The 23100-nt window shown below is 35.3% G+C and carries 24 protein-coding genes; 10 read left to right on the top strand and 14 right to left on the bottom strand.

Translation table 11 applies throughout. The features are described 5' to 3' along the window. Positions 1–2: 2 nt before the first annotated feature. Positions 3–833 (bottom strand): DMT family transporter, encoded by an 831-nt coding sequence (locus RM706_RS15320; protein WP_311353147.1) that lies wholly within the window; start codon positions 831–833, stop codon positions 3–5. A 253-nt stretch (positions 834–1086) separates the two neighbouring features. Between RM706_RS15320 and RM706_RS15315 the strand changes: the two genes are divergently transcribed. The 5 genes from RM706_RS15315 (at position 1087) to RM706_RS15295 (ending at position 7587) form a co-directional block, all read left to right on the top strand. Next, entirely contained in the window at positions 1087–1599 is a 513-nt protein-coding gene (locus RM706_RS15315; RefSeq protein ID WP_311353145.1) for a hypothetical protein, read from the top strand. 61 nt (positions 1600–1660) lie between these two features. After that, positions 1661–2545: a dienelactone hydrolase family protein gene (locus RM706_RS15310; protein ID WP_311353143.1), complete on the top strand. Its 885-nt coding sequence runs from the start codon at positions 1661–1663 to the stop codon at positions 2543–2545. 42 nt (positions 2546–2587) lie between these two features. Next, on the top strand, positions 2588–4891 hold the full coding sequence (locus RM706_RS15305) for an FdhF/YdeP family oxidoreductase (protein WP_311353141.1): 2304 nt from the start codon (positions 2588–2590) through the stop codon (positions 4889–4891). A gap of 33 nt (positions 4892–4924) precedes the next feature. After that, the gene (locus RM706_RS15300) at positions 4925–6313 is read left to right on the top strand and encodes a Gfo/Idh/MocA family protein (RefSeq protein WP_311353139.1); all 1389 of its coding nucleotides are present in this window, start codon (positions 4925–4927) and stop codon (positions 6311–6313) included. A gap of 5 nt (positions 6314–6318) precedes the next feature. Then, a complete protein-coding gene (locus tag RM706_RS15295) occupies positions 6319–7587 on the top strand; it encodes a sterol desaturase family protein (RefSeq protein WP_311353138.1) in 1269 nt (422 codons plus the stop codon). Here RM706_RS15295 and RM706_RS15290 read toward each other — a convergent pair. Genes RM706_RS15290 through rsfS form a run of 6 tightly spaced genes read right to left on the bottom strand, consistent with a single transcriptional unit; the run spans position 7580 to position 12318 of the window. After that, on the bottom strand, positions 7580–7846 hold the full coding sequence (locus RM706_RS15290; protein WP_311353135.1) for an acyl-CoA-binding protein: 267 nt from the start codon (positions 7844–7846) through the stop codon (positions 7580–7582). The two genes, RM706_RS15295 and RM706_RS15290, sit on opposite strands and share 8 nt — an antisense overlap. After that, complete coding sequence (locus tag RM706_RS15285; protein ID WP_311353133.1) at positions 7839–8504, bottom strand: phosphatidylserine decarboxylase family protein; 666 nt, start codon at positions 8502–8504, stop codon at positions 7839–7841. The genes RM706_RS15290 and RM706_RS15285 overlap by 8 nt, the downstream gene beginning before the upstream one ends. Beyond that, a complete protein-coding gene (locus RM706_RS15280) occupies positions 8494–9297 on the bottom strand; it encodes a phosphatidate cytidylyltransferase (RefSeq protein ID WP_311353131.1) in 804 nt (267 codons plus the stop codon). Before RM706_RS15280 ends, RM706_RS15285 begins: the two co-directional genes overlap by 11 nt. Positions 9298–9301: 4 nt before the next feature. Beyond that, positions 9302–9910, bottom strand: coding sequence for an LUD domain-containing protein (locus RM706_RS15275; RefSeq protein WP_311353129.1), 609 nt, complete (start codon positions 9908–9910; stop codon positions 9302–9304). 44 nt (positions 9911–9954) lie between these two features. Further along, the gene (gene ftsH / locus RM706_RS15270; protein ID WP_311353127.1) at positions 9955–11937 is read right to left on the bottom strand and encodes an ATP-dependent zinc metalloprotease FtsH; all 1983 of its coding nucleotides are present in this window, start codon (positions 11935–11937) and stop codon (positions 9955–9957) included. 3 nt (positions 11938–11940) lie between these two features. After that, complete coding sequence (gene rsfS, locus RM706_RS15265; RefSeq protein ID WP_311353125.1) at positions 11941–12318, bottom strand: ribosome silencing factor; 378 nt, start codon at positions 12316–12318, stop codon at positions 11941–11943. Between the two features lie 94 nt (positions 12319–12412). Between rsfS and RM706_RS15260 the strand changes: the two genes are divergently transcribed. Continuing rightward, complete coding sequence (locus RM706_RS15260) at positions 12413–13144, top strand: biotin--[acetyl-CoA-carboxylase] ligase (RefSeq protein WP_311353123.1); 732 nt, start codon at positions 12413–12415, stop codon at positions 13142–13144. Here RM706_RS15260 and RM706_RS15255 read toward each other — a convergent pair. Then, on the bottom strand, positions 13141–13536 hold the full coding sequence (locus tag RM706_RS15255) for an SRPBCC family protein (protein WP_311353121.1): 396 nt from the start codon (positions 13534–13536) through the stop codon (positions 13141–13143). The two genes, RM706_RS15260 and RM706_RS15255, sit on opposite strands and share 4 nt — an antisense overlap. Before the next feature lie 12 nt (positions 13537–13548). Next, on the bottom strand, positions 13549–14190 hold the full coding sequence (pyrE, locus tag RM706_RS15250; protein WP_311353119.1) for an orotate phosphoribosyltransferase: 642 nt from the start codon (positions 14188–14190) through the stop codon (positions 13549–13551). Positions 14191–14197: 7 nt separating this feature from the next. Here pyrE and RM706_RS15245 point away from each other — a divergent pair, with 7 nt between their 5' ends. Beyond that, positions 14198–14800: an NUDIX hydrolase gene (locus tag RM706_RS15245; RefSeq protein WP_311353117.1), complete on the top strand. Its 603-nt coding sequence runs from the start codon at positions 14198–14200 to the stop codon at positions 14798–14800. Here RM706_RS15245 and RM706_RS15240 read toward each other — a convergent pair. From RM706_RS15240 to RM706_RS15220, 5 genes are all read right to left on the bottom strand, one after another. After that, positions 14783–16555: a M14 family metallopeptidase gene (locus tag RM706_RS15240; RefSeq protein WP_311353115.1), complete on the bottom strand. Its 1773-nt coding sequence runs from the start codon at positions 16553–16555 to the stop codon at positions 14783–14785. The genes RM706_RS15245 and RM706_RS15240 overlap by 18 nt on opposite strands. Positions 16556–16618: 63 nt before the next feature. After that, a complete protein-coding gene (locus RM706_RS15235) occupies positions 16619–17032 on the bottom strand; it encodes a response regulator transcription factor (RefSeq protein ID WP_311353113.1) in 414 nt (137 codons plus the stop codon). After that, positions 17019–18866: a PAS domain S-box protein gene (locus RM706_RS15230; RefSeq protein WP_311353111.1), complete on the bottom strand. Its 1848-nt coding sequence runs from the start codon at positions 18864–18866 to the stop codon at positions 17019–17021. The genes RM706_RS15235 and RM706_RS15230 overlap by 14 nt, the downstream gene beginning before the upstream one ends. 178 nt (positions 18867–19044) lie before the next feature. Next, positions 19045–19500 carry a pantetheine-phosphate adenylyltransferase gene (gene coaD / locus RM706_RS15225; RefSeq protein WP_311353109.1) on the bottom strand — a complete coding sequence of 152 codons (456 nt, stop codon included), beginning with the start codon at positions 19498–19500 and terminating at the stop codon, positions 19045–19047. 23 nt (positions 19501–19523) lie between these two features. Continuing rightward, on the bottom strand, positions 19524–20510 hold the full coding sequence (locus RM706_RS15220) for a D-alanine--D-alanine ligase (protein WP_311353107.1): 987 nt from the start codon (positions 20508–20510) through the stop codon (positions 19524–19526). A gap of 74 nt (positions 20511–20584) precedes the next feature. Between RM706_RS15220 and RM706_RS15215 the strand changes: the two genes are divergently transcribed. From RM706_RS15215 to yaaA, 3 genes are all read left to right on the top strand, one after another. Beyond that, complete coding sequence (locus tag RM706_RS15215; protein ID WP_311353105.1) at positions 20585–21172, top strand: PASTA domain-containing protein; 588 nt, start codon at positions 20585–20587, stop codon at positions 21170–21172. Continuing rightward, the gene (locus RM706_RS15210) at positions 21172–22197 is read left to right on the top strand and encodes an RluA family pseudouridine synthase (protein WP_311353103.1); all 1026 of its coding nucleotides are present in this window, start codon (positions 21172–21174) and stop codon (positions 22195–22197) included. The genes RM706_RS15215 and RM706_RS15210 overlap by 1 nt, the downstream gene beginning before the upstream one ends. Positions 22198–22302: 105 nt before the next feature. After that, on the top strand, positions 22303–23064 hold the full coding sequence (yaaA, locus tag RM706_RS15205; protein ID WP_311353101.1) for a peroxide stress protein YaaA: 762 nt from the start codon (positions 22303–22305) through the stop codon (positions 23062–23064). The last annotated feature ends 36 nt before the right edge of the window (positions 23065–23100 follow it).

The raw sequence follows: 23100 nt of genomic DNA, 5'->3' as shown, positions 1-23100 counted from the left end.
ACTCAATCCTTCTTAACCAAGGTATTCGCAACCAATCCACCAATAATTAAAAACAGGCCTAGAAAACTCAATAGGGTATAGGTGTCGCCAAACCAAAAAACGCCAATACCAATGGTGAAAACAACTTCGGTATATTTAATGGGTGCAACAACATTTGTTGGTGCGGTTTGAAAGGCTTTGGTCATATAAACTTGTCCAAAATAACCAAAAACGCCAAGACTGGTCAATAATAGCCAATCCCACCCTTGTGGTGAAACCCAATTAAAAATACTTATTGACCCACCTACTACCGTTGATAAGAACATAAAATAATTGACTACTACAACAGGATGATCTCCTTTACCAATTTTTCGAATCAAAATGTAAACCATTCCTGTAAAAACAGATGCGGTAATGACCAAGGTCATTCCTAAATTGCTCATCGAACTGTCGAATCCTTTTAGAATCAATACCCCAGAGAAAGCTATAAAAAAAAAGAGCCATTGAATGGGTTTGAGCTTTTCCTTAAGCACAAATACTGCAAAAATCGCTGCAAAAATTGGAGCAATATAGCGCAATGAAACTGCTGTGCCAACAGATAAATATTTAAAAGAAAAGAAAAAAAGACTCATTGAAATTAGTCCGGCTACTGCTCGTAGGGATAACAATTTTCTTTGATTGCCAAGAACATTGATTTTATTGGATAATAGATATGAAGTGGCAAATATAAATGAGGTAATTGACCTAAAGAACACCAATTGAAATCCAGGAATATGGTCTAAATACTTGATGAAGACATTCATCAATGAGAATGATGCCGTGCTGATGAGCATAAAAAGAAGTGCTTTTCTCACATACCTATTTAAGTGAACAAAGCTACGTCAAATTAAAGTCAACCTACCTAATTTCTTAACTTCAGCTGTCAGTCTTAGCTTGTCGTAGACTTTTTAAGTTTCATAAAAGGTTTCTATAACATCAAGGTGAAACTTTTGCATGAGTTATTCGAAATGGAGAAGGGGGTTTAAGTTTTTTGTAACACTTTTTATTGAATAACTAGGAAAAAAAATTGAAATTACTTTTCTTTGTTTAAAATTAGTCTAAATAAAAATGACAAAGAGAGAAGCATCCAATAAAGCACGAATTTACCACCGATACTTAGGTTTTTTTCTAGCTGGTATTATGGGCGTTTATGCACTAAGTGGCGTAGTTCTAGTATTTCGAAATACTGATTTTTTAAAAGTTGAAGTGCTTAACCAAAAACAGGTTGAAGCAAATTTAGATGCCGAACAACTAGGTAAGGAAATCAAAATAAAGAAACTGACTTTTTCTTCGATTGAAGGAGATACTGCAAATTTTGAACAAGGCACATACAACACGAAATCAGGTGAAGTCAGCTATACTTCTAAAAAGCTTCCTTACATTCTTGATAAGATGGCCCATATGCACAAGGCAACTTCTTCCGATCCTCTGTACATTCTTAATGTTTTTTTTGGTATGTCATTGCTTTTCTTTGTATTATCTGCATTTTGGATGTTTCTTCCGAATACTACAATTTTTAAGAAAGGCCTGTATTTTACTGCCGGTGGAATTGTCTTGACGCTTATTATGCTTTTTGTGTGATTTCTGCGTAGGGGTTTTCTGTTTTTCGTAAATTTAGGAGAAACAGAAAATCTATGCCTAAATGAAATCCTTGAAAAAAGAAGATATTCCGCAAGCGGTTTTTGACCTTTATGATGACTATGCCCACAATAAAATTCAACGAAGAGAATTTATTGAGAAACTTTCGCTTTTTGCCATTGGTGGGATTACATTGCCAAGCTTATTGAGCTTTATGATGCCCAATTATTTGGATACATTGTTAGTTGACCCCAATGACCCAGAATTGGATTCTGATTTTATTACGTATAACTCAGATAAAGGCGGTGGAGAAATAAAAGCTTTGCTCTCTAAACCAGATACGTTTGAAGGAAAGCTTGGTGGAATTGTCGTGGTACATGAAAATAGAGGTTTGAATCCGTATATAGAAGATACTGCTCGCAGAGGTGCTTTGGAAGGTTTTATAACTATTGCCCCTGATGCTTTGACACCACTAGGTGGTTACCCTGGTAATGATGATGAAGGACGAACGATGCAGAGGCAGCGAGACCGTAATGAAATGTTAGAAGATTTTATTGCTGCTTTTGAATATTTAAAGAACCATCCCGATTGTAATGGTAAAATTGGTGTTGTAGGATTTTGTTTTGGCGGATGGATTTCGAATATGATGGCTGTGAAAATAGCCAACTTAGCAGCTTCTGTTCCTTTTTATGGGGGTCAACCTAAAGAAAATATTGATAAAATAAATGCACCTTTAATGTTGCAATTCGCCGGATTGGATAAAAGGGTAAATGCAGGTTGGCCTGAGTTTGAGAAAGCCCTTAAAGCTTTTAAAAAAGACTATCAAGCATTTGTATATCCAGAAGTAAATCATGGTTTTCATAATACGACTACGGCACGCTATAATAAAGAAGCTGCAGAACTTGCTTGGAAAAGAACAATTGACTTTTTTAAAGAGAAATTGGTTTAACACCTTCAAGGAAAACTAAGATAGGTTCCGATTTAGTGATACATGGAAAAAAAGATAAAACGAGATATATCAACAACCGGTGATATTAAGTTCGCTAATTTAAAAGTTACAGAGCCCTCATCGTATGCCGCTGGAACAGCGGCTATTAAAAAGACTCTTGAGCATTTAAACAAAGAAGTAGGGTTGTTTAAATCACTTTCTACGTTGAGTTCCATGAATCAAAAAGATGGTTTTGATTGTCCAGGATGTGCTTGGCCAGATCCGGAAGAACCTTCTAAACTCGGTGAGTATTGCGAAAATGGTGCAAAGGCAATTGCCGAAGAAATAACCCCAGAGCGGGCAGACAAGACTTTTTTTGAGAAGTATTCTGTGGAAGAGATTTCTAGATGGACCGACATGCAGATTGGAAAAAGTGGTCGGTTGACAGAACCAATGTTGTTGCCACCTAACTCCGCGCATTATGTACCTATTTCTTGGGCAGCAGCTTTCGAACTTATTGCAAACGAACTTCATAAATTAGATTCTCCTGATGAAGCTATTTTTTATACATCAGGACGCTCAAGTAATGAGGCGGCGTTTTTATATGGTCTTTTTGTTCGCGCTTTTGGTACCAATAACATGCCAGACTGCTCCAATATGTGTCATGAATCTAGTGGGGTTGCCCTAGGTGAGACTTTAGGAATTGGTAAAGGTTCGGTGACGCTAGATGATTTGCACGAAGCAGAGTTGGTGATTGTCATTGGCCAAAACCCTGGTACAAACCATCCACGGATGCTTTCTGCTTTAGAAAAATGCAAGAATAATGGAGGAAAGATAATTGCTATTAACCCCTTGGAAGAAGCGGGTTTAGTACGTTTCAGAAATCCACAGAAAGTAAACGGAATTTTAGGTTCGGGTACTACCTTGACCGATATTTTTCTTCAGGTTAAAATCAATCAAGATGTTGCCCTGCTAAAGCTTGTCATGAAACGGTTATTGTCTAAGGAACGAGAGGGCGAAGCTGTTTTTGACCAAGATTTTATTAAGAGTAAAACAGCAGGTTACGAAGAACTAATTTCTAATCTTGATAGCTATTCAGAAGCCGATCTAATTCAATCTTGCGGAGTGCCTTCTAAAAAAGTTGATGAAGCTGTAGAGCTTCTAGCTAAAAAAAACCGAATTATTATTTGTTGGGCTATGGGTTTGACCCAACATAAAAATGGAGTAGATAATATCAAAGAGTGTGTTAATCTATTGCTTTTAAAAGGTAGTATTGGTAAAAAAGGAGCTGGAACATGTCCTGTTCGGGGCCATAGTAATGTGCAAGGTGATAGAAGTGTTGGTATAATGCATCATGTTTCAAAACCTTTGAATTTAGCGTTAAAAAAAGTTTTTTGTTTTGAAGCTCCTAAAAAAGAGGGGTTAGATACTGTACATTGTATCAAAGCAATGTATGAAGGTCATGCCAAAGTGTTTATTGCATTAGGCGGAAATTTTGTTTCGGCCGCCTCAGATACGAATTACACTGCTAAAGCACTTCAAAATTGTGATTTAACGGTTTCCATTGCCACTAAATTGAATAGAGGGCATTTGATTACTGGAAAAACTGCACTCATTTTACCAACACTTGGCAGAACAGAACTAGACGAAGTAAGGGGAAACCAACAGTTTGTCACAGTTGAAAATAGTATGGGCAAGGTGCATCAGAGTTCTGGCGGACGAAAACCTATAAGTAAAGCTTTAAAAAGTGAACCTAGCATTGTTGCTGAGATGGCCAATGCCTATTTTGAAGGAAATCATCAAGTAGATTGGCTCAGATTGGGTGAAAACTATGAGCTTATTCGAAATAAAATATCTGAGGTATACCAAGGTTATGAAGACTACTGTATACGTTCAAAAGGTTCTGGTTTTTATCTTCCAAATAATGCACGAGTGGGTAATTTTTCAAAACTTCCTGGCGGTAAAGCGCAGTTTTCGGTGAATAAATTGGCAGAACATCTGCTTAAGAAAAACGATTTTATATTAATGACCATTCGCAGTCATGATCAATTCAATACTACCATTTATGATATGAATGATAGATATCGCGGAATTTATGGTGAACGTAGAATTGTTTTTATGAATTCTGAAGACATGAAATCAATGGCAATTCAAGACAAACAGGTGGTTAATTTGACTTCAAATTACAACGGAGTCTTAAGACGAGCAGAACAATTTAAGGTAATTTCATATAATATCCCTAAAGGGAATTTAGCAGCCTATTTTCCTGAAACCAATGTATTGGTTCCAATTAATGAGTTTGCCAGAAAAAGCAATACGCCCATAAGCAAGTCGATAATAGTTCAAATCGAGACAACTATAGATTAAATACTTTTCTTATTTTCAACTTAAACTTTTCTCATGAAAGATTTAAATCGCCGCAGTTTTATTAAAAAAACCAGCCTTTCGGCGGCGGCTGTTTCTGTAATGCCAAGCTATTTAGGAGCAAATTCAGAACGACCAATAGCTCAAAAATATATGGGTGATTTTGCAGCGCCCAAAATAGAAAATGTCAGGGCAGCTTTTATAGGAGTCGGTGCTCGGGGCGGATATCATTTAAAGTTTTTGGCTGCCCTGCCAAATACTGAAGTAGTTGCGGTTTGTGATATTTATGAAGATTTAATAAAAGAAAAAATTGGTTGGGTTCGCGAAGTTGCTGACGAAGGCAGACATAAAAACATCGCGGAATATTTTGGAGATGAGAATCAGTGGAGAAGAATGCTCAAAGAAGTAAAACCAGATGTTGTTTTTATTGCAACTAATTGGAAAAACCATGCTCCAATGGCTATTGAAAGTATGGAGCAAGGTGCTCATACTTTTGTTGAGGTACCCATTGCAATAAACATTTCGGAAATGTGGGATATTGTTGATACAAGCGAACGTACTCAAAAGCATTGTATGATGCTTGAAAATGTCAATTATGGTCGTGATGAGCTTATGTTCCTAAATATGTGTCGACAAGGCGTTGTGGGTGAAATTCTTCATGGTGAAGCAGCTTATATACATGAACTCCGTTGGCAAATGGAGGAGCAAGATAGAGGTACCGGTTCATGGCGCACACATCACTACTCAAAACGTAACGGGAATTTATACCCGACCCATGGCTTAGGTCCAGTAGCACAATATATGAACTTAGGTAGGGGAGAAGATACATTTAGTAGTTTGGTGTCATTCTCAACCCCTTCTAGAGGCAGGGCATCTTACGCGGAGAAAAACTATCCTAAAGGTCATAAATGGAATGAACTTGATTTTAAAGGCGGTGATTTGAATACCTCTATTATAAAAACTCAATTGGGTAAAACAATAATGGTACAGTGGGATGAAACCAGTCCACGTCCTTATACACGCCATAATCTTGTACAGGGTACTAAGGGTGTTTTAGCAGGATTTCCAACCCGAATTGCTCTTGAAGGTGGCGCAGAGGATATTACCAAGGACCACCACTCGTGGGTGCAAGGGGAACAATTACAAGTCCTTTATGAAAAATATGATCACCCTCTGTATAAGCGTTTAAATGAAACAGCTAAAGATAGTGGTCATGGCGGTATGGATGGTATTATGGTTTATCGTATTGTAGAATGTTTACAAAAAGGACTGCCACTTGACCAGAATGTTTACGAGGGATGTTTGTGGAGTGCTGTTGCTCCATTAAGTGAGCGTTCGGTTGCTGGTGGTGGAGCCCCACAGCCATTTCCAGATTTTACGCGAGCTAATTGGAAAGAGACCAGTTCATTACAAATTATAAAGTAAACAAGATGGAGACCTATGCAAATGCCTTATTGTATGCCATTCCCTTTTTTACGGGCTTGGTCTTACTTGAAATACTCTATGGTTATTTTGTTAAAAACCAAAAGCATAATGTTATGGATACGGTCAGTAGCTTAAGTTCAGGCCTGACCAATATTGTAAAAGATTCATTAGGCCTGGTTTTGGTTTTGGTCAGCTACCCATTTTTGTTGGAAAAGTTAGCGCTATTTGAAATAAGAGCAACTTGGTTAGTTTGGTTTTTAGCATTTATCACAATTGATTTTGCAGGGTATTGGAATCATCGACTGAGTCATCATATCAATATTTTTTGGAATCAACATGTAATTCATCACAGCAGCGAAGAATTTAATTTGGCATGTGCCCTTCGACAATCCATTTCTAATTTGGTGGGTTATTTTTCATTGCTTTTAATTCCTGCTGCAGTCTTGGGAGTTCCGGCACAAGTGATTGCGATTTTAGCCCCCATTCATTTATTTGCTCAATTTTGGTATCATACGCAACATATTGGTAAAATGGGATGGTTAGAGTATATAATTGTTACACCTTCTCAACATCGTGTGCATCATGCTATCAATCCTGAATATATTGATAAAAATTTAGGGCAGATATTATCAATTTGGGATAGATTGTTTGGAACATTTCAAGAAGAATTACCAAATGTACCACCTCAATATGGAGTTTTAAAGCCAGCTGCTACTTGGAATCCGATACTAATTAATTTTCAACACTTATGGAGATTATTAAATGATGCTTGGCGCACTAAAAGTTGGTGGGATAAACTTCGAATCTGGTTTATGCCAACCGGCTGGCGCCCAATAGATGTCGTTGCAAAATACCCTTTAGCTATAATTAAAGATGTTTACAATTTTAAAAAATACCAGCCAAAAACCACAAATGCCCTTAAGGTTTATGCAATTTTTCAAATGTTGAGTAGTACCTTATTGATGCTTTTTATGTTTTATAATTATTCGGAAATTGGCTTTAATGGGTTATTACTTTTTGGAGCTTTTGTATTTGTTGGCATTTACGGGTATAGCACATTAATGGATAGAAAAAAATATGCCTTTTGGATTGAGCTATTCCGAGCGTCTGCTGGAATAATTTTAATTATTGTGATGGGTGATTGGTTTGGAATGAATGCTTATTTTATTTGGGGAAGTATTGTGATGCTGGTATATTTTATGGTTACTATTATTGGTGGAGTTTATTTTACCTTTTTAGAAAATCATGAAAAAGCTCGGCAAGTTCCTATTTGATATTTCTGATTTCCATATCTACCAGTTCAATATAATGTTTCATTGCTTCTTTTCTACCGATATTTTTCGCCTGAATAAGGGCATTTGCTTTAAAAGCATTGATTAAAGGGGTTTTGCTGCCGGGATTGTTGTAGTTTTTATTGGCTATTTTATAATAGGCATATAATTTTAATAGTAAATCAGCAGGTAATGGTTCTTTAAAATCATTGACATATTTTACCGCTTCTTCAAACTTGATATGTATTTTTTCTTCATTCATTTTTGTCACCTAACATAGCAATACATGTTTTTGCTCCTTTAACGGTATCATTTAATGAAACACAAATTTTACTATCCAGAGGTAAGAATAAATCGACCCTAGATCCAAACTTGATAAATCCGGCATCTTGACCTTGTACGACCTGTTCACCTTCTTCGGCATAATTTATAATTCTGCGTGCCATTGCACCAGCAATTTGGCGATACAATATTTCACCAAATTTTGGTGTATGTATTACAACTGTCGTACGTTCATTTTCTGTACTTGACTTGGGATGCCAAGCTACTAAGTACTTTCCAGGATGGTATTTTGAAAAAGTTATAGTACCGCTGGCGGCGTAACGCGTCACATGGACATTCAAAGGGGACATGAAAATGGATACTTGGCGTCTCTTTTCCTTAAAGTATTCCGTTTCTTCCACTTCTTCTATAACAACCACCTTACCATCAACTGGAGCAAGGATTTCATCAAAATTTGGGGTAACTAATCTTTTAGGGTTTCTAAAAAATTGAAGTATCAAAATCAAAACAACTAGCATTGTTAATTGTAATACAATTCGTAACCAATCCAACTCAACGAAAATTTGTGTTGTCAAAATAACAACTACCGCTAGAAAAAAAGCCGTAAGGATAATTTTTTGTCCTTCTTTATGAAACATAAAAAAATAGTTTAAGTGTCAAGTAAGCAAAAGGTGCAGCAAATATTAAGCTATCCAATCTATCCCAAATACCGCCATGGCCCGGTAAAATAGCACCACTGTCTTTTACCCCTGCAGCTCTTTTAAATTTAGATTGTAATAAATCACCCAAAGCACCAGTTAACACTATAATGAAGGCTAAAGTTAGCCATTGGTTTGTATTAATACTCGTTTCGTATTTCGATAATATATAACCCGCAAGCATTGCAAAAATAAGACCTCCTAATGAACCCTCAACGGTTTTTTTGGGAGAAACTGAAGGAAACAATTTTGTTCGTCCAATGGACTTGCCAACCAAATAAGCAAAACTATCGCTTACCCAAATCAAAACAAAGATTCCCATAATCAAAAATTTGGCAAACCCATTTTCATTGTAAGGTATCATGGTCAGGAATATGAACCCACCAGAGATATAGAAAATCCCTATAAGGTAGAGCTCAAAAGTAGAGAAGTATTTTTTTTGCTGCACAAAAAGATAACGCAGCAAGGCAATATTAATTAACAAAGTCACACCTAATAAAACAAGTCGCGGTGTTTCGGTAGGAATAAGGTAAATATAAGCCCACCAGAGCGCCAAATAGGCTATAAAAATGTAATATCCTTTTATGCCAACGATGCGCCTATATTCGTAAAGACAGCCTAAACCAAAAGCCATGAACAAAAAATCAAATGCATCGGAATTTAAGTATGCAGTTGATAGCAATAGTACAACATAAACAATTCCGGTGAGTAACCGCCTTAAAAGTTCTTTCATTGAGTTAGTAGTCTTCTAACAGCAAAAGATATACATTTTTTGAGGCACTACCGTAGGAAAGGAAATCATTTTTATTTTCTTGAGTTAGTTCAAAGTGTTTCAAAGTCGTAATATTATCAGGAATTTTCTTGAGATATTTCTTTTTTATGATTTTTAAGGCTTCGCTAATTGAATCCACTAGTTGGCTGGTTGTAGCAAAAACAATCAGATTTGAAGGTAATTCATTTAACTTTTTTTCTTTTATTTGGTTAGAGCATACTAAAATTGAGCCATTGTGTGCAACTAGATGTTCACATGTGGTAAAAAATATCTCACTTTCATTGATATTGTCAGTGAAACCTAACTTCTCGGTTGAAAACCGTTCATTAATTCTTTTATCAAGAGTATAAAAGAGTTTTGATTGCCAATTGTTCTCAGAAATGATATTCTGCAACGCATTTAAAACTTCGGTGAAATCTTCGCAATAAATAAATTTGCCTCCATTTTTCTTGAAGTAGATGGTAAATTTTTCATCAATGGGTATTTTCAAATCGGGCATATGTTCGCCACGGGTTTCTGCAGTTTCCTTAGAAACCTTTTTACCTCCTCCGAAAAGTTTGTCAAAAACACCCATATAAATTTAAATCCTTATGGATTGAGAATATACCGAGAAAAAAACTATTTATCTTCGTCTTTTCCTTCTTCAGAAGCAGCAGTCACAACAGCTTCTGCTTCCTGAATATCTTTTTCGAATGGTCTTTTCCCAAAGATTTTCTCTAAATCATCTTTGAAAATAACCTCTTTTTCTAGAAGACGTTCTGCCAAAGATGTAAGTTTATCTTTATTCTTATCCAGTAAGGTAATTGCTCTTTGATACTGCTCTTCAATAATTTTTGAGATTTCTTTATCTATTTTTTGAGCTGTGTCTTCACTATACGGTTTAGAGAAACCATACTCGTTTTGACCAGAAGAATCATAATAAGTAATATTCCCTAGCTCTTCGTTCAATCCGTAAATAGTAACCATGGCTCTAGCCTGTTTGGTCACCTTTTCGAGATCGCTCAATGCTCCCGTAGAAATCTTATTGAACATGACCTTTTCAGCAGCTCTACCACCCATAGTGGCACACATTTCATCTAACATTTGATCTGGTCTAACAATTAAACGTTCTTCAGGCAAATACCAAGCAGCACCAAGTGATTGTCCGCGAGGTACAATGGTGACTTTTACCAATGGAGCAGCATGTTCCAACATCCAACTTACCGTTGCATGCCCAGCCTCATGATAGGCAATAGTCTCTTTTTCGCCTTGGGTGATAATTTTGTTTTTCTTTTCAAGACCTCCCACAATTCTGTCAACGGCATCTAAAAAGTCTTGTTTATTGACCGCTTTCTTTTCTTTTCTTGCAGCAATCAAGGCCGCTTCATTACAAACATTTGCAATATCTGCTCCTGAGAAACCAGGGGTTTGTTTGGCAAGAAAATCTAAATCCAAAGTCTCTGAAGTTTTAATTGGTCTTAAGTGAACTTCAAAAATTTCTTTGCGCTCTCTAATATCTGGTAGGTCAACATAAATCTGTCTATCAAAACGACCAGCACGCATTAGAGCCTTGTCCAAAACGTCCGCGCGGTTAGTAGCTGCTAAAACAATTACATTGGTATTAGTGCCAAAACCATCCATCTCGGTCAACAATTGGTTTAACGTATTTTCACGCTCGTCATTTGACCCTGTAAAATTGTTCTTTCCCCTAGCACGACCAATGGCATCAATTTCATCAATGAATATAATTGCTGGCGATTTGTCTTTTGCTTGTTTAAATAAGTCACGTACCCTCGAGGCTCCAACACCAACAAACATTTCCACAAAATCAGAACCTGAAAGTGAGAAGAAAGGTACTTTTGCCTCACCGGCTACGGCTTTGGCCAATAAAGTTTTACCTGTTCCTGGGGGCCCTACAAGTAATGCACCTTTAGGAATTTTACCACCGAGCGAAGTATATTTATCAGGGTTTTTTAAGAATTCTACTATCTCTTGAACTTCTTCTTTAGCACCCTCTAAACCAGCGACATCTTTGAATGATGTTCTTGTATCGGTTTTTTCGTCGAATAGCTTAGCTTTTGATTTTCCGATATTGAATATTTGGCCACCTGCACCACCTCCAGCACCACCTGACATTCTCCTCATCAGATATATCCAAATACCAATGATAAGTGCAAAAGGTAAAAGCGATAGTAACAAATCACCAAGCACATTGTTCTCCGTATCAAAATCAACAATAGTATCTAGATTATTGTCTTTTTTGATATTCTTTATTTCATTCTCAAAATTTTGAAGATCTCCATAATCCAAAATGTACTGAGGTAGAACTCCGGTAGAAGGGATTAAAGGTTTTTCGGAAACATCTTTGTGAACACTTTTTTGTAATGCCTCATTGGTCAAAAATACTTTTGCTTGCCCTGCATTTCTGATAATCAATATTTTGGCGATATCTCCGTTTCTTAAATATTCTTGAAGTTCAGAAGTAGTAGTCTTTTTTGTACTCGAAAAACTACTACTGCCCAAAAACTGAAATCCTAAGATCAATGCGATAATCACACCATAAATCCACCATGAACTAAAACGTGGTTTCTTGGGGGTACTTGAATTGTTTTCTTTTGCCATTTTTTAATTGTTATAGCTGCTTGCAACCATGGTAACTTTGGCATCTCCCCAAAGCCCCTCAATATCGTAGAATTCTCTAATGTGTTTTTGAAATACATGCACAACAACATTTACATAATCCATTAAGACCCATTCTGCGTTATCTGAGCCTTCTAAATGCCAAGGTTTGTCCTTAATTGCTTTGCTTACGGTTTTTTGTACAGAAGACACAATTGCGTTTACATGAGTGTTTGATGTACCATTGCAGATGATAAAGTAGTCACAAACGGTATTCTCTATTTCCCTTAAATCAAGTAAATTGATATCAACTCCTTTTACTTCCTCTATCCCCGATAATATTAAGGCAATTAGTTCATCTGCTCCAGCTTTGCTCTTATGCATTCAAAAATTTTAGATTTCTACAAAGTTATTACTTTTTTGTTTTGTCGCGTTGCGTTTTTAACATTACATTCAATGTCTTCTTTAAAGCGCTTCAATGCAATTAATCAAACTTGATGCCACGACATCTACAAATCATTATTTAAAACAACTGGCACTACAGAACCATTTAAAGGATTATACCGTGACGATTACCCAAAAGCAAACCCATGGGCGAGGGCAAACGGGTGCGAAATGGATTTCTGAAGAGGGTAAAAATCTAACATTCAGCGTCTTGAAAATATTTGAAAATTTTAAAGCTATTGATCAGGTCTACTTAAATTGCGCAGTTTCACTTGCTCTAGCTGATGCTTTAAAAGAGTTGTCAGTACCAGATTTAAGAGTAAAATGGCCAAACGACATTATGTCAGGAAATCATAAAATATGTGGAATATTGATTGAAAACATTTTACAAGGAAATAAAGTAAGTAAATCAATCATAGGAATTGGCTTAAATGTCAATCAAATTCGATTTAGTGGATTGCAAAATGTAAGTTCATTACAATTACTTTTGGGAAAGACTTTGGATTTAGAAATATTGATGAAGCGAATCATTACAAAATTGAAGATTCGCCTAGGTGTGTTAGAAACTCCTGAAATTAAAAGCCTTAAAGTTGCTTATGAAGAGGTTCTATTTAGAAAAGATAAGCCTTCGACCTTTATAGGTAAAAGTGATATCATGTTTATAGGTATAATAAAGGGACTTTCTGATGATGGAAAACTGGTCATACAAACTGAAGATAAACAGCTAAAGAAGTTTGCAGTAAAAGAGGTCAAATTGTTGTACTAAGCAATTTTATCCATATTTTTTGATAGGGTTTCCATAAAATTGGTAATAGGGCTCTTAATCATCATTGCCATCATTGCATTAAATTCTCCCTCAAAACTCAAACCAACTTCACTTTCATTTTCACTAGTTGCAATTATGTTAACAGTTAAAGTAAATGGCAACTTATCGCTTGCAGCACCTAGAACAATCTTTTCATACGGATGCTGTTCTTTTAATCGAAGTATTATTTCTGGCATTCCGCTCAAAGCGAATTTAAAAGTATTTGCATCTAAAACTTCAAACTTATCAATGTTTTCGGGCATTAAAATTTCAAAGTTTTTGATGTCAATCAGAAAGTTATATACTTCTTGGTTATTTTTTTGTAAACTCTTTTTGGCTACTTCAATATGCATGTGATAGGTATATTATTGGTTCCATTGCTCTGGAGCTTCTCGCCATTGCAATAGGGTTTGTACTAGTTCTTCTTTTATGTAATTTGTTGTTGATGCCTGATTTATAAGGTGTTCATAATCGCTTAAGGTATTCAATTTTACATTCGCATTTTTAAAGTTTTGCTGAGCAATATCAAAACCATATGTGAAAATAGCAAGCATTCCTTTTATATCAGCACCAACATCTAGTAGTGCATTGACTGCATTTAAACTGCTTTTTCCAGTACTTATTAAATCTTCAATAACGACTACGTTTTGACCAGATTTGAACTGTCCTTCAATTTGATTTTTTCTGCCATGCGACTTAGGTTCAGGTCTGACATAAATAAAAGGAAGACCCATAGCTTCTGCTACTAAAACTCCAATTCCAATAGCGCCGGTGGCTACACCAGCAATAATATCTGGTTTTCCATAAAGAGTTTCCACCTGTTTTGCCATTTCTTCTCGTATAAAGTTTCTAATGGCTGGATAGGATAAGATAATTCTATTATCGCAGTAAATTGGAGATTTCCACCCAGACGCCCATGTAAATGGATTTTCAGGATTCAACTTTATTGCATTAATTTGCAGCAATAGCTCCGCAGTTTTATTGGCGCTGTTCTTGTCTAAAATCATTGCGCAAATGTATAAAGTTTTTGTTAATGAGTCACCCTTGATCTTAACAAATGAGAAGCCAGAGAATACCGTTGGTAATGTATTTTTAATGGATGATGATGCCATTAATTATGCCATTACTTCATTATCTAAAAAGCTTTTGAAAAAGGCATATATTTATGACCCAAGCGATAAAATTCTTGAAAAGTTCAGTAGTAAAATTCCTATTGTAGTTGCGGCGGGGGGTCTGGTCAAAAATGAAGAAGGAAAGGTTTTATTTATTTATAGAAATGATAAGTGGGATTTGCCAAAGGGAAAACTTGACAAAGGTGAATCTATTGAAAAAGCCGCAATTAGAGAAGTGGAGGAGGAAACGGGTGTTAAAGGGCTTCATATTGATAAGTACTTAAAGACCACTTATCATATCTTTAAAAGAAATGGAGAGTATCGCTTAAAAAAAGTTTATTGGTTTTCTATGGTGACTTCTTATGATGGACCATTGGTGGCTCAGGAAAATGAAGGTATTACTAAGGTAAAGTGGAAAGGACCGAAAAAAATCAAGAAAGCGCTTGAAAACTCTTATCTAAATATAAGACTGCTCTTTGAGGACAAGTCAATTTTTGAGAATTGATTCAGCAGAACTTCTTTTTTTAATTCGATATACAGGGTATTGCAAATGGGCGCTTTCGTAGTATGGAGAATGTTTATAAATCCAATCTAATTGGGCATACCAATTTTCTGAAAATTGTTGATCACTTTGCTTTTTAGCCAAAAAACTATCCCTTAATGATTGATTTTGCTTTAAAATCTCTAGGGCAATATCTTCAAAAACGTAAGGTGAAAATCCTTCTTTTTGCTGTAAAACGGTATCGAAAAAGTTCCAATTAAAGAAAGAATCTGGTGCTTGAGGCTCTAAGGTTTCCAATAGGTATCGAAGCCCTTCTTGATTGGCAGGGACTACATAATCTCCTTTTTGCAACTGAATTTTTTGCACACTAGTACCTATTTGAGTATTGTAATGTAGATAGTGACCTTCGTAAGCGGAATTTCTCGTCTTGTAATCCTTTATTTTATATGATTCGAGATAGAGTGTGGTATCTTTGTCCAATTCAAAGTAATCAATATGGTTGAAGTCTAAACGATCAATGACTTTTTGCCATCCTTTTTTAATAATATAGGCAGCTGGAACCTCAATTGTATCCTTGGGAACATAGTAATTAGAATATTTAACTTTTTTGATAAAGGGACGATTCTTATCATATTTAAGTCTAGGTAGATTTGTGATTTCACTAATCAAAGTATCTACCTCAAAACCTTTGAATTGTAATGTAGTGGTCTGAGTAGTGTCTACTTCCCAATTTAGGTGATAGGTAGAAGCGGTCGAATAATTTTCAATGGACTTATTTCTTAACTCTTTAATTTTTTCATGATTATTTTCAGCTATTGAAATCATTTGTTTCATTAGCTCGTAGGCACCTTCTACTCTAGGTTTATAAGGTTTTAACATATGGGTTTCTACCATCATGCCCAGCGTATTCCAAAGTGCAGCATAGCCCGTTGAATATCTGGGTGAGTCCATAAACTGTGTAAAACCAGTTTCGGGGGGTCTATTAAAAACATTGACATATGGCGTAATATCCCAATTAGATTCTTGAAGTTTCTGCTCAAGTTTGGGCATGAATTCAGTATGCAGATATTGCCCCAAATCACCACCTAGTTTGTTATGTTGAGTAAATAGATGTGTCAATGTATATTGATAATCGGCTCCGTTGCTGACATGATTGTCAATAAAAATATCGGGTTTTGTCAGGTGGAAAATTTCAATAAAACTTTGCGCGTTTTTCGTGTCTGCTTTTATAAAATCTCTATTTAAATCATAATTTTGGGCATTTCCGCGAAAACCGTAAGATTTCGGGCCGTTTTGATTAGCTCTAGTAGTTGAATTTCTATTTAACATGCCTCCAACATTATAAACAGGTATGGTCACCAGAACAACATTATTTGGATGTTTAATTTTCCTTTCAACCAGGTCTCGATACAGCATCATGGTTGCATCAATACCATCACTTTCTCCCGGATGTATACCATTGTTGACCAGGACTATTGTTTTGTCATTGGCAAGTTTTTGGTAATTGAAATCTCCTTCCGAATTAAAAGTCACCAAATGTAATGGATACCCACTATCTGTGCTACCGATGGTCTGTACATTAATTTCAGGGTAATTTTTTGCCAATTGTAAGTAAAACTGAATAACCTCATCATAGGTGGCCGTTTCCAATCCGTCAGAAGTTTCAAAAACTGTTTTAAAACTAGTGGTCTCTTCGTTTGTGGTTGTTTCACATGAAATAAGAAAAAGTAACGTAAATAGAGTTAAAAAAGTCCGCATGGTCGCCTTTGAAAGTTTTAAATTGTGTAGTAAAAACCATTCAAAAATAGCGAAATAATAAATTTAAGATGCTAAATATATACGTTTAATGTCTTCTAGATCAATCGAAAAGATAGGTTTGTTTTTAAATTCAAGATAGTGTTTTGTAATGGCTTTATACTCCATCCATCTTCTTTTATCACAAGGGTCAATTGATGAAGTAACAATATTGATTATAATTTTCTTGTCAATAGGTAGCTTAAGAAATTCATTTAAAAATTCCCATCCATCCATTATAGGCATATTAATATCCAAAAAAATAACATCTGGTATGCTTTGCCCTAGCTCTATTTGGTGCATTATAGCATTAAGTGCTAGTTTCCCATTTTTAAATTCGTACATGTTATTGCACTCCACAGTTCTACGCAGGAGTTTTTTAATGCCAAAAAGAGTAATGGCATCATCATCAATTATGTATATTGAATTAATCTTTGTCATTAAAATAAACGCTGAAGGTTGAACCTTTGTCTACTTCGCTTGTGGCAACAATATTCCCTCCCATTGCTTCGATCTGATTTTTAACTAAATAAAGACCAATGCCCCTGGCATCAGTATTGTTATGAAAAGTCTTGTACATGCCGAACAATTTTTTCCCATATTTTTTGAGGTCAATTCCGAGACCATTATCTTGAATACTGAAAATTGTTGTTCTATCTTCGAGTATACGTGCAGAAAGTATTATGTGAGGGTCTCTATCCGCATGCCTATACTTAACAGCATTTGTCATTAGATTTAAGATGATACTTTCCATATAAGCGGGTATAGCCTTTACATTTATATCATTTGCTATATGATTCGTTATTTTAGCCTGATTTTTATGTAAAAAGGCTGCCAAACTTTGTTCTACCTTAGTAATCTGTTCATTAAGTCCGATAGGTTTCTTTTCAAGATTTACGTTGGTACTAATATCAACTACCTCATTTAAGTTTTCGAGCGTATCCATAAGGTTATCTGATGCATGAGATAACATGTCCATAATACGTGTTTTCTCATCTTCTTCCTTTTCATTTATTAAAAAATCTAAGAGCATTGAAAAGTTGGCGGTATGTGATCTTAGATTATGGGAAACAATATGGGCAAAGTTGATTAGTTTTTTATTTTGGATTGCCGTGACGTTAATTAAATCTCTTAATTGATCTTCTTTTTGAATTAAATCAGTGATATCTATACTAATACCAATGATACCCTGACTCTGATTATTGATATCTAACCAAGGGATTTTTGAGGTCAAAAATGAAGTTGATTTACCATCTTTTTTGATATTAACTGTGCGTTTCGCCAAAATAGGCTTTTTGGTTTTCATAACGTGCAGATCTTCATCTCTTGAAATACTTGCAATATCCTTATTATAAATATCCGCATCTGACTTGCCAATAAGTTCTTTAGGGTGCGATTTACCCAAATAATCGCACTCTGCTTTGTTTACTAGTATTTTTTTAGATTCGGTGTCTTTAATGTACACGTTAAGAGGTAAATTATCGATTAAAGTTCTTAGTAACTGTTCACTTTCTTTTGTTTTTATTTCAGCTTGAACCTCTTTTGAAATATCTTGAAAAGTACCAATTAAGCGTGTTATTTTTCCATTTTTATATAAAGGCTTACCAGCTGAAATTACCCATTTCACTTTTCCTTTTTTTGTAATGATTTGAGATTTTGTATTCCATGACTCGCCTTTTTTAATACCATTATGAACTAACATTGCGACGGTATTACGACTATGACCTTGTTTATAAAAATTTATCGCCGTTTCAATATTTGGTTTATAATTTTTTGATACTTCATGTATTTTTTTGGTCATATCTGACCATATTATCTCTTCAGTAATTAGATTATACTCCCAGGTGCCAACTTTTGATATTTCCGCTTGTTCTTTGAAAAGATCTTCGAGTTTTTCAAGTTTTAGCTCGCTTGTTATGCGGCTGGTGACATCTTCAGTCTTAATAATAACACCGATAATATTTTCTTGCTCATCGTACCATGGAACATTTGACCACTCAAACCATTTTTCTTCTCCAATGTCGTTTTTTTTGCTTTGTAAACCTTGTTCCGTACTTCCTTTGAAGCAATTTTTCAAACAATTTTCCCATTCTTCATCGTATTCAACAAATAAGTCAAATAGGTATTTATCTATGCTAGCATGATATTCTAGATTAAAATATTCAATCCATTTATCAGAAGCATAAATTAGCTTAAAATTAGTGTCGATAAATGCAGTTGCGGTCGGTAATTGCTTTATTAAAAAGCTGTGTGTGGTTAACGTATCAGTTTTCAAAATGTAGGTTTAAGATTTGGGATTCTTAAATATGTAATTTCTTACAAAAATATAAGTATAAAACTACAAAATATAAATTTTGTTGTGAAGTAATGAAAAGATGTTGTTTTGGATTATTCTTTAGACCCGATGGCCGGCTGGTAGATTAATAAAGACAATCGGTTTATCAGTAGGGCTGTCAAGGAGCCTTAACGGTGTCTGGAACTAGACCTGTATAATCACCACCGTTTCTTATAACATCGCGCACAATGGAAGAGCTTATATATGACTTTCCAGATGATGTTAGTAAAAAAACAGTTTCTATCTCAGAAAGTTTGCGATTGGTGTGTGCAATAGCTTTTTCGAATTCAAAATCTGCAGGATTTCTTAATCCTCTTAAAATAAAGTCAGCTCCTACTTTCTGGCAAAAATCAACAGTTAAGCCTTCATAAGTCAATACCTTAATTTTTGGTTCATTATTGAAGGCATCCACTATAAAATTCTGGCGCTCTTCTAAAGAAAACATATATTTTTTATCTGCATTAATTCCTATGGCTATGATAAGTTCGTCAAAAAGAGTGATACCCCTTTTAATAATATCGTAATGGCCTAAAGTCAAGGGATCAAAAGACCCCGGAAAAATTGCCTTTCTCATAGGTAAAGTTGATTTGCTTAAAATTACACATTATTATTTTTAAGCGCTTCTTCAATGGCACTTTCAAATAGTTCCGGTAAAGATATTCCAGCTATTTGCGCTTGTTGAGGTAAAATACTCTCCTCAGTCAAACCGGGTGTAGTGTTTATTTCAAGCATGTAAGGATCATCACCAATAAAAATAAACTCACTTCTGCTATAACCGCTCATTTTCAATACTTGATAGACTTTCTTGGCTGTTCTTTCTGCATTTTCTCTTTGGTTTTGGGTTATTCTAGCAGGAGTAATTTCTTGAGATTTTCCTTGGTACTTGGCTTCATAATCAAAAAAATCATTTTCACTAACTATTTCTGTTATGGGCAGCACAGTAACTTTGCCTTTATAAGTTATAACTCCAACAGAAATTTCTGTACCATCTAAAAAGGATTCTATAATGATTTCATCATCTTCCAAAAAAGCTTGTTTTATGGCCGCATCTAGCTCTTCAGCCTGATATACCTTTGATATTCCGAAACTGCTACCTGCTCTATTTGCCTTTACAAAGCATGGAAGCCCAACTTTTTCTATAATCTTTTGTTCATTGATTTCGTCACCAAGATTTAAAAAATAAGAGGTAGCGCACTTGATTCCATAGGGCTTTAAAACGCTCAATAAATCACGCTTATTGAAGGTAAGTGCTGCTTGATAATGATTACAAGATGTTTGCGGAATTCTCAATAATTCAAAATAGGCCTGTAGCAATCCATCTTCCCCTGGTGTACCATGTATTGCATTGAAAATACAATCAAAGGTTATTTTTTGATTGCCTAAAAAAATGCTAAAATCATTCTTGTCAACTTCATGATTAATTCCCTCTTTATCTTTATAATACCACGATTCTTTATTTATAACAATAGAAAAGGTTTTGAACCTTTCTGAGCTTAAATGTTTGTCAACCACTGAACCGCTTTTAATCGAAATGGCGTATTCGCTAGAATAGCCGCCCATAATAATGGCAATATTTTTCTTCATCTTTTGCATTATGCTTGTGCCAAAGTAAATAAAAAAGGGCTGTTTTTCTATATTTGCTAGCATAACAAATTTTCATGAAAGACTTTTTCAATTTTTTAAGGAGTAAAACTTTTTTAATACAATTGGGCTTGGCACTACTTGCGGTCATTTTAATATGCTTTATCACTTTGCAATGGTTAAAAGGAACTACCAATCACGGAGAATTTGTTGAAGTTCCTGATTTTTCAAAAATGTCTGTGCAAGAAATGCGTAAGACAGCAGAAGATGTTGGACTCAGGTATGAGGTTTTGGACTCTACCAATTATAATCCAGAATATCCAAGGTTTTCTATTCTAGATCAGAACCCCACTGCTGGCACAAAAGTTAAAGACAATAGAAAGATTTATTTTACGGTAAATCCATCTGGATATAAGAAAGTTACTGTACCAAATATCATTCAAGTGACCCAACGGAATGCCACTTCTATGCTACGTGCTGTCGGATTAGATGTTCAGCGTGTGACTTATGTTGATGAATTAGGTAAAGACATGGTTTACCAGATGAAGCACAAGGGAAAATATGTAAAACCTGGTGACAAATTACCTAAAACTTCAAAAGTAGAACTTATTTGCGGCAACGGAACTATTCCGAACAGTGCGCGTATTCAAGCCCAATCTGACTAATGAGCGGTACGGAAAATTCAGAATTGTCACAAGATGATTTATTTGAACATTTTAAATTTATTGCTTCAAAAGGACAGGAGCCTCTACGCGTAGACAAATTTTTAATGAATTTTATTGAGAATGCTACCCGAAGTAAAATTCAAAAAGCGGCAAAAGATGGTAATATTTGGGTTAACGATGCCACTGTAAAACAGAATTACAAAGTTAAGGCTGGTGATGAGGTAAAAGTTCTATTTGAGCATCCTCCCTATGAGTTTTTGCTTGTACCGGAAGATATTCCTTTAGATATTGTTTACGAAGATGATGCGTTTCTTGTTGTTAATAAACCGGCAGGAATGGTCGTCCACCCGGGTCATGGTAATTATTCTGGCACATTAATTAATGCGCTTACTTTTCATTTTGAAAACTTACCTAATAACAGTTCAAACCGCCCGGGTTTAGTACATCGCATAGATAAGGATACTTCTGGTCTACTCGTGGTCGCTAAAACCGAAGCTGCCATGACACATTTGGCTAAGCAGTTTTTCGAGAAAACAAGCGAGCGAGAATATGTGGCCTTGGTCTGGGGCAATATTGAAAATGATTCTGGAACTATTGAAGGTAATATAGCAAGACATCCTAAAAACAGACTGCAAATGACTGTTTTCCCAGATGGTGATGAAGGTAAAGAGGCTGTTACCCATTATAAAATTTTGGAACGTTTAGGGTATGTTACTTTGGTTTCTTGTAAATTGGAAACTGGGCGTACACATCAGATAAGAGTGCATATGAAGTATATTGGACATACCTTGTTTAATGATGAACGGTATGGTGGCGATAAGATTTTAAAGGGAACTACATTTACAAAATACAAGCAGTTTGTAGACAATGCTTTTAAAGTTCTGCCCAGGCAGGCACTTCATGCCAAAACATTAGGTTTTGAGCATCCAACTACTAAAGAGTTTATGCGATTCAATTCTGAGTTACCGCAAGATATGGTGAACTGCATTGAAAAGTGGCGTAATTATTCAAAACAAGCTACTTAATGTTTTTTACTTATCAATTTTGTCAATTCTTTGATTGATAAGTCCATTTAAAAATTCTCTAAGTTTTGAGAATTTGGTTTTACATTTGATTAAAATGAACTGAGAATGAAAATTGTTATTTCCCCAGCTAAGTCACTCGATTTTGAAACCAAACTACCGACAGATAGCTATAGTCAACCTCAATTTTTGAAGCAGTCTGAAAAGCTCAATAAAGTTTTGGTAAAAAAGAAACCAAAAGCGCTTTCAAAATTAATGTCAATTTCTGATAATTTGGCTCAATTGAATTGGCAACGGAACCAAGATTTTTCAATTCCTTTTACACCAGAGAATGCACGCCCTGCCGTTTATGCTTTTAATGGTGATGTTTATCAAGGTTTAGATGCATATTCTATTTCAGAAGATAAGCTAGATAACCTACAAGATAAGCTTCGTATCCTATCAGGGTTATACGGAATCTTGAAACCACTTGACCTTATTCAACCATACCGTTTAGAAATGGGCACACAGCTAAGGGTTGGTCGTAAAAAGAACCTTCATGAGTTCTGGAAAAAAGATCTTACCGCTCATTTAAATGGAGAGCTTGAAGATAATGAGCTTTTTGTCAATTTAGCAAGTAATGAATATTTTGGAGCAATTGATGGGAAGCAACTTAAAGTACCTGTGATTACGCCAGTTTTCAAAGACTGGAAGAACGATAAGCTTAAGATTATCAGTTTTTTTGCTAAAAAGGCGAGAGGATCTATGGCACGTTATATTTTAGATACAAATGCCCAATCTTTAGATGATATTAAGGGTTTCAACTATGATGATTATATCTACAGTAAAGAACATACCTTAAAAGAAAATCAGCCTGTTTTTATTCGATAGAATAAATCTTATCACATGGCGTTCTTTAATTAAAGC

The sequence above is a fragment of the Croceitalea rosinachiae genome, from assembly GCF_031846445.1.
GTDB lineage: Bacteria > Bacteroidota > Bacteroidia > Flavobacteriales > Flavobacteriaceae > Croceitalea > Croceitalea rosinachiae.
Note: the sequence above shows the minus strand (reverse complement) of the source record. Positions and strands in the feature narration are given on the sequence as shown.

Bases quoted from the DNA above. Each gene is read 5' to 3' on its own strand.
- RM706_RS15315 (WP_311353145.1), top strand. From the start codon at position 1,087: ATGACAAAGAGAGAAGCATCCAATAAAGCACGAATTTACCACCGATAC.
- RM706_RS15280 (WP_311353131.1), bottom strand. From the start codon at position 9,297: ATGAAAGAACTTTTAAGGCGGTTACTCACCGGAATTGTTTATGTTGTA.
- RM706_RS15300 (WP_311353139.1), top strand. From the start codon at position 4,925: ATGAAAGATTTAAATCGCCGCAGTTTTATTAAAAAAACCAGCCTTTCG.
- ftsH (WP_311353127.1), bottom strand. From the start codon at position 11,937: ATGGCAAAAGAAAACAATTCAAGTACCCCCAAGAAACCACGTTTTAGT.
- RM706_RS15310 (WP_311353143.1), top strand. From the start codon at position 1,661: ATGAAATCCTTGAAAAAAGAAGATATTCCGCAAGCGGTTTTTGACCTT.
- yaaA (WP_311353101.1), top strand. From the start codon at position 22,303: ATGAAAATTGTTATTTCCCCAGCTAAGTCACTCGATTTTGAAACCAAA.
- RM706_RS15235 (WP_311353113.1), bottom strand. From the start codon at position 17,032: ATGACAAAGATTAATTCAATATACATAATTGATGATGATGCCATTACT.
- RM706_RS15240 (WP_311353115.1), bottom strand. From the start codon at position 16,555: ATGCGGACTTTTTTAACTCTATTTACGTTACTTTTTCTTATTTCATGT.
- RM706_RS15295 (WP_311353138.1), top strand. From the start codon at position 6,319: ATGGAGACCTATGCAAATGCCTTATTGTATGCCATTCCCTTTTTTACG.
- coaD (WP_311353109.1), bottom strand. From the start codon at position 19,500: ATGAGAAAGGCAATTTTTCCGGGGTCTTTTGATCCCTTGACTTTAGGC.
- RM706_RS15245 (WP_311353117.1), top strand. From the start codon at position 14,198: ATGTATAAAGTTTTTGTTAATGAGTCACCCTTGATCTTAACAAATGAG.
- RM706_RS15255 (WP_311353121.1), bottom strand. From the start codon at position 13,536: ATGCATATTGAAGTAGCCAAAAAGAGTTTACAAAAAAATAACCAAGAA.
- pyrE (WP_311353119.1), bottom strand. From the start codon at position 14,190: ATGATTTTAGACAAGAACAGCGCCAATAAAACTGCGGAGCTATTGCTG.
- RM706_RS15260 (WP_311353123.1), top strand. From the start codon at position 12,413: ATGCAATTAATCAAACTTGATGCCACGACATCTACAAATCATTATTTA.
- rsfS (WP_311353125.1), bottom strand. From the start codon at position 12,318: ATGCATAAGAGCAAAGCTGGAGCAGATGAACTAATTGCCTTAATATTA.
- RM706_RS15220 (WP_311353107.1), bottom strand. From the start codon at position 20,510: ATGAAGAAAAATATTGCCATTATTATGGGCGGCTATTCTAGCGAATAC.
- RM706_RS15215 (WP_311353105.1), top strand. From the start codon at position 20,585: ATGAAAGACTTTTTCAATTTTTTAAGGAGTAAAACTTTTTTAATACAA.
- RM706_RS15275 (WP_311353129.1), bottom strand. From the start codon at position 9,910: ATGGGTGTTTTTGACAAACTTTTCGGAGGAGGTAAAAAGGTTTCTAAG.
- RM706_RS15210 (WP_311353103.1), top strand. From the start codon at position 21,172: ATGAGCGGTACGGAAAATTCAGAATTGTCACAAGATGATTTATTTGAA.
- RM706_RS15305 (WP_311353141.1), top strand. From the start codon at position 2,588: ATGGAAAAAAAGATAAAACGAGATATATCAACAACCGGTGATATTAAG.
- RM706_RS15290 (WP_311353135.1), bottom strand. From the start codon at position 7,846: ATGAATGAAGAAAAAATACATATCAAGTTTGAAGAAGCGGTAAAATAT.
- RM706_RS15285 (WP_311353133.1), bottom strand. From the start codon at position 8,504: ATGTTTCATAAAGAAGGACAAAAAATTATCCTTACGGCTTTTTTTCTA.